Origin of the sequence: Micromonospora noduli, assembly GCF_003264365.1 — a bacterium.
Taxonomy (GTDB): Bacteria; Actinomycetota; Actinomycetes; order Mycobacteriales; family Micromonosporaceae; genus Micromonospora; species Micromonospora noduli.
This window is the reverse complement of record NZ_PYAK01000121.1, coordinates 1-4,153: the sequence shown is the minus strand read 5'-3', so window position 1 is coordinate 4,153 and position 4,153 is coordinate 1. Positions and strand designations below refer to the sequence as shown.

At 71.6% G+C, this 4,153-nt stretch carries 4 protein-coding genes and 1 pseudogene; all 5 read right to left on the bottom strand.

Features of this window, described 5'->3' with window-relative positions:
- Positions 1-500: pseudogene (locus tag GUI43_RS33110) on the bottom strand (protein translocase subunit SecD); the annotation flags it as partial.
- A gap of 273 nt (positions 501-773) precedes the next feature.
- Entirely contained in the window at positions 774-1,130 is a 357-nt protein-coding gene (gene yajC, locus GUI43_RS33105; protein ID WP_112584548.1) for a preprotein translocase subunit YajC, read from the bottom strand.
- Positions 1,131-1,252: 122 nt separating this feature from the next.
- Positions 1,253-2,320 (bottom strand): Holliday junction branch migration DNA helicase RuvB, encoded by a 1,068-nt coding sequence (gene ruvB, locus GUI43_RS33100; protein WP_112584547.1) that lies wholly within the window; start codon positions 2,318-2,320, stop codon positions 1,253-1,255.
- 87 nt (positions 2,321-2,407) lie between these two features.
- Complete coding sequence (gene ruvA, locus GUI43_RS33095) at positions 2,408-3,010, bottom strand: Holliday junction branch migration protein RuvA (RefSeq protein WP_091401818.1); 603 nt, start codon at positions 3,008-3,010, stop codon at positions 2,408-2,410.
- Positions 3,007-3,534, bottom strand: a complete 528-nt coding sequence (gene ruvC / locus GUI43_RS33090; RefSeq protein ID WP_112584546.1) for a crossover junction endodeoxyribonuclease RuvC — start codon at positions 3,532-3,534, stop codon at positions 3,007-3,009. The genes ruvA and ruvC overlap by 4 nt, the downstream gene beginning before the upstream one ends.
- Positions 3,535-4,153: the final 619 nt, after the last annotated feature.

The following is a 4,153-nucleotide window of genomic DNA, read 5'->3' as shown; positions in this document are numbered from 1 at the left end:
CCGGTCGGGGTCGCGGCGCCGGTCGGGGTCGCGCTGCCGGTCGGGGCGGCGCTACCGGACGGGGCCGGCGTGGCGGCGGGCGGCGCCTCGGCCACCCCGCTGCCGGAGGCGGCCTTGAGCACCTTGCGGAAGCGCAGCTCAGCCGCTTCGCCCACGTCGTCGAGGTTCCGGTTCTCACCGGGCAGGGAGATGACGATGTTGCGGTTGCCCTCGGTGACCACCTCGGCCTCGGCCACGCCGAACGCGTTGACCCGGCTCTCGATGATCTCGCGGGCCTCCTCGAGGTTCTCCGCCGTCGGGGGCTTGCCGTCGACGCTGTTGGTCGCCTCCAGCGTCACCCGCGTGCCGCCGATGAGGTCCAGGCCGAGCTTGGGCTCGAGCCGGTCCTTCCAGCTGCCGCTGGCGCCGGCGAAGAACACCAAAAGATAGAGGACCACGAAGATGAACCCGAGCACGGCGAGCTGCCGCCCGGGGCGCATCTGTCCCTGAGGTGGTGCCACGGCTGTCCTGTCTCCCTGTACGGTCGCGCCGCTGTCACAGCGGCGGCGGTGTCGGGCCGGGGGTCCCGCCCGACGGGTCTGCCTTGAGCCGACGGAGTGCCGACACGAGGACCGGGCACCCCGGCGCGGAACGCCGACGGTCACGGGAACGTGCCGACGCCCGGCGTCGACCCAACTATCCAGTTTTCACGTCTCGCCCGCTGCCCCGTTCGGGCGCGACGACCCGGAGTCCGGCCGACCGGCCGTACGCCGGACTCGCCGCTCCCCGGGGGGTCACTCCTTGACGGTGTCCGCGTCCTCGGTGACCGGCTCGCTCGGCAGTTCCGCGCGAGTGACCACCCGCGCGATGGCCGGGCGGGCGTAGCGGGTCTGCACGCCGGGGGCGACCTCGATCAGGACGGTGTCGTCCTCGATGCCGGTGACCGTGCCGTAGAGCCCACCGATGGTCACGACCTCGTCGCCGGGGCCGAGGTTGGACTGCATCGCCTCCGCCTCTTTGCGGCGCTTCTGCTGGGGCCGGATCATCATGAAGTACATGACGCCAAAGAGCAGGGCGATCATCAGGATCGGCGTGAAACTGCCGGCCCCGCCACCCGGTGCTGCCAAATGCACGGTTACTGACCTTCCCATTGGCCACCTCCCCGGCACCGTGGGTGCCGGAGCGGAGGCGGATTCTCACGTCCTGTACAGACCGCGGCGAAGTCTAAACCCTGCACCTGAGAACGCCGAATGCGGCACAGATCACGTTCACATCACGGCTGATCGACATCCAAGGAGAACAAGTCGGGCACAGGCGGACTATCCATACCAAATGTACCATTCGGCGGTGTGCGCCCCAGATGCCGCCAGGCGGCCTCGGTCGCCACCCGCCCCCTGGGCGTACGGGCCAAGAGTCCAGCCCGCACCAGGAACGGCTCGCAGACCTCCTCGACCGTGTCCGGCTGCTCCCCCACCGCCACAGCGAGGGTGGACAACCCGACCGGGCCGCCCCGGAACGAGTCGACCAACGCGGTCAACACCGCACGGTCCAGCCGGTCCAGGCCGAGCGCGTCCACGTCGTACACGATCAGGGCCGCACGGGCGGTGTCGAGATCGACCACCCCGTCCGCCCGGACCTCGGCGTAGTCGCGGACCCGGCGCAGCAGCCGATTGGCGATCCGCGGCGTGCCCCGGGACCGACCGGCGATCTCGGTCGCGCCCTCCGGCGTGATCGGCACCCCCAGGATCCGCGCCGAACGGTGCAGCAACGTCTCCAGATCCGCAGGGGCGTAGAAGTCGAGGTGCGCGACGAAGCCGAACCGGTCCCGCATCGGCCCGGTCAACAGGCCCGAGCGGGTCGTCGCGCCAACCAGGGTGAACGGCTCGACGTCCAGCGGGATCGCCGTCGCCCCCGGCCCCTTGCCCACCACCACGTCGACCCGGAAGTCCTCCATCGCGCTGTAGAGCAGCTCCTCGGCCGGCCGCGCGATCCGATGGATCTCGTCGATGAAGAGCACGTCGCCCTCGGCGAGGCTGGTCAGGATCGCCGCCAGATCACCGGAACGCTCGATCGCCGGGCCGCTGGTCACCCGGATGCCCGCGCCCAGCTCGGCGGCGACGATGTTGGCCAGGCTCGTCTTACCCAACCCGGGTGGGCCGGAAAGCAGGATGTGATCCGGCGGCGACCCCCGCCGCATGGCGCCCTGCAACAACAGGTCGAGCTGGTCGCGTACCCGGTCCTGGGCGATGAACTCGGCCAGCCGCCTCGGCCGTACCGTGGCCTCCGCGTCCCGATCGGCGTCACTGACATACGCCGAGACGAGCCCCTCGGTCTCGCTCATCGTGCCCTCTTCATTCGCGACTGCGGGGCTCGCAAACCCGGCTCACTCCTCGCGCTCATCGTGCCGCCGCCCGTTGCGGCCGGGCGGTCATCGGGTACGACCGAGCAGTCGGATTGCCTGCTTGAGCAGGACCGGCACCGGCGGGGTCTCACCCTCGATCGACTCCGCCACCGCGGCCACCGCCTGATCGGCCTGCCCGGCCGTCCAGCCCAGCCCCACCAGCGCCTGGCGGACCTGGTCGGGCCAGCTGCCGCGGGTCACCCCGGCCACCCCGTCGGCGCCGATCGGCACCGGGCCGATCCGGTCACGTAGCTCCAGCACCAGACGTTCCGCGCCCTTCTTGCCGATCCCGGGTACGCGGGTCAGGGCGGCCGTGTCGGCGTTGGCGATCGCCTTGCGAACCGCGTCCGGGGTGTGCACCGCCAGCACCGCCTGGGCCAGCCGCGGGCCGACCCCACTGGCGGTTTGGAGCAGCTCGAACAGCGACTTGGCGTCGTCGTCGGCGAAGCCGTAGAGGGTCAGCGAGTCTTCCCGCACGATCAAGCTGGTGGCGAGCCGGGCGACCTGGCCGACCCGCAGCTCCGCGAGGGTCCCCGGGGCGCAGTGCACGGCGAGCCCGACCCCGCCGACCTCGATCACGGCCTGGTCCGGACCCGTCGCGGTCACCGTGCCGCGCACGCTGGCGATCATCGTGCTCCTCCTCGTCGTGCCCGGTCGGCCGCGGCGGCCAGCTTGGAGCGGGTCCCGCCGCGCCACACGTGGCAGATGGCCAGGGCCAGCGCGTCGGCGGCGTCCGCCGGCTTCGGCGGCTCGGCCAGCCGCAACAGCCGGGTCACCATGGCGGTCATCTGCGCCTTGTCGGCCTGACCGGACCCGGTCACGGCGGCCTTCACCTCGCTCGGGGTGTACGTCTGCACCGGCAGCCCGGCCCGCGCCCCGGCCAGCACGGCGATGCCGCTGGCCTGCGCGGTGCCCATCACGGTACGAACGTTGTGCTGGCTGAACACCCGCTCGACAGCAACGCTCTCCGGTTGATGCTCGGCGACCAGCTTGTTCAGCGACCGGTCCAGGTGCAACAGGCGCAGCGCCAGGTCGTCGGCCGGGTCGGTGTAGACCACGTAGTAGGCGACCAGGGTGCAGGGCCGGCCGGGCACACCCTCGACCACGCCCACCCCACACCGGGTCAACCCCGGGTCCACACCGAGCACGCGCACGCCGCCCCCTCCCCAGCCGTCAGCAGTACGTGTGTTCGACACCCTAACCGGCGCCCTTCCCACCAGCCCCACGGGACACGCCCTCCGCATCCCGCACCTCGCCCCTCGCCGTGGCCCAGGCCCCACACCCCGGGCCCATCCCCCGGTCCCCGCACCCACCCCTCGCGCCCCGACCCTCGCGCCGTGCGGCCTCACGCCCATGCCTCACGCCCTGCAGCCGCGACCTCGCGCCTGCGGCCGCACGTTCTGCGACCCCCACGGCCCACGCCCACGCCCCACGCCCCACGGCACAGGCCACAGGCCACAGGCCACAGGCCACAGGCCAAGATCTGCGCAACTTCCCTGATGTTGCTGCCTCCGGCTGAGGAGAGACAGCAACATCCCTGATATTGCGCGGATCTTGACGACGAACACTGTGCCGATTGACCGGGAGCGGCTTTCGGGACGCCCTCGACCGTCAAGGTCACGCTCGATCCAGGATGTAGTGGCCACGACGAGCCGGGATGCCACTAAGTCCAGGATGTTGCGCGATCTTGCGCTGCGAGGCGGCGCGACGGTGCGGCGCGCGGGGCGGCGGGTGGGTGTTCTCGGTGACCCACCCGATGCGGTGGATCTTCCT

Bases quoted from the DNA above. Each gene is read 5' to 3' on its own strand.
- yajC (WP_112584548.1), bottom strand. From the start codon at position 1,130: ATGGGAAGGTCAGTAACCGTGCATTTGGCAGCACCGGGTGGCGGGGCC.
- ruvB (WP_112584547.1), bottom strand. From the start codon at position 2,320: ATGAGCGAGACCGAGGGGCTCGTCTCGGCGTATGTCAGTGACGCCGAT.
- ruvA (WP_091401818.1), bottom strand. From the start codon at position 3,010: ATGATCGCCAGCGTGCGCGGCACGGTGACCGCGACGGGTCCGGACCAG.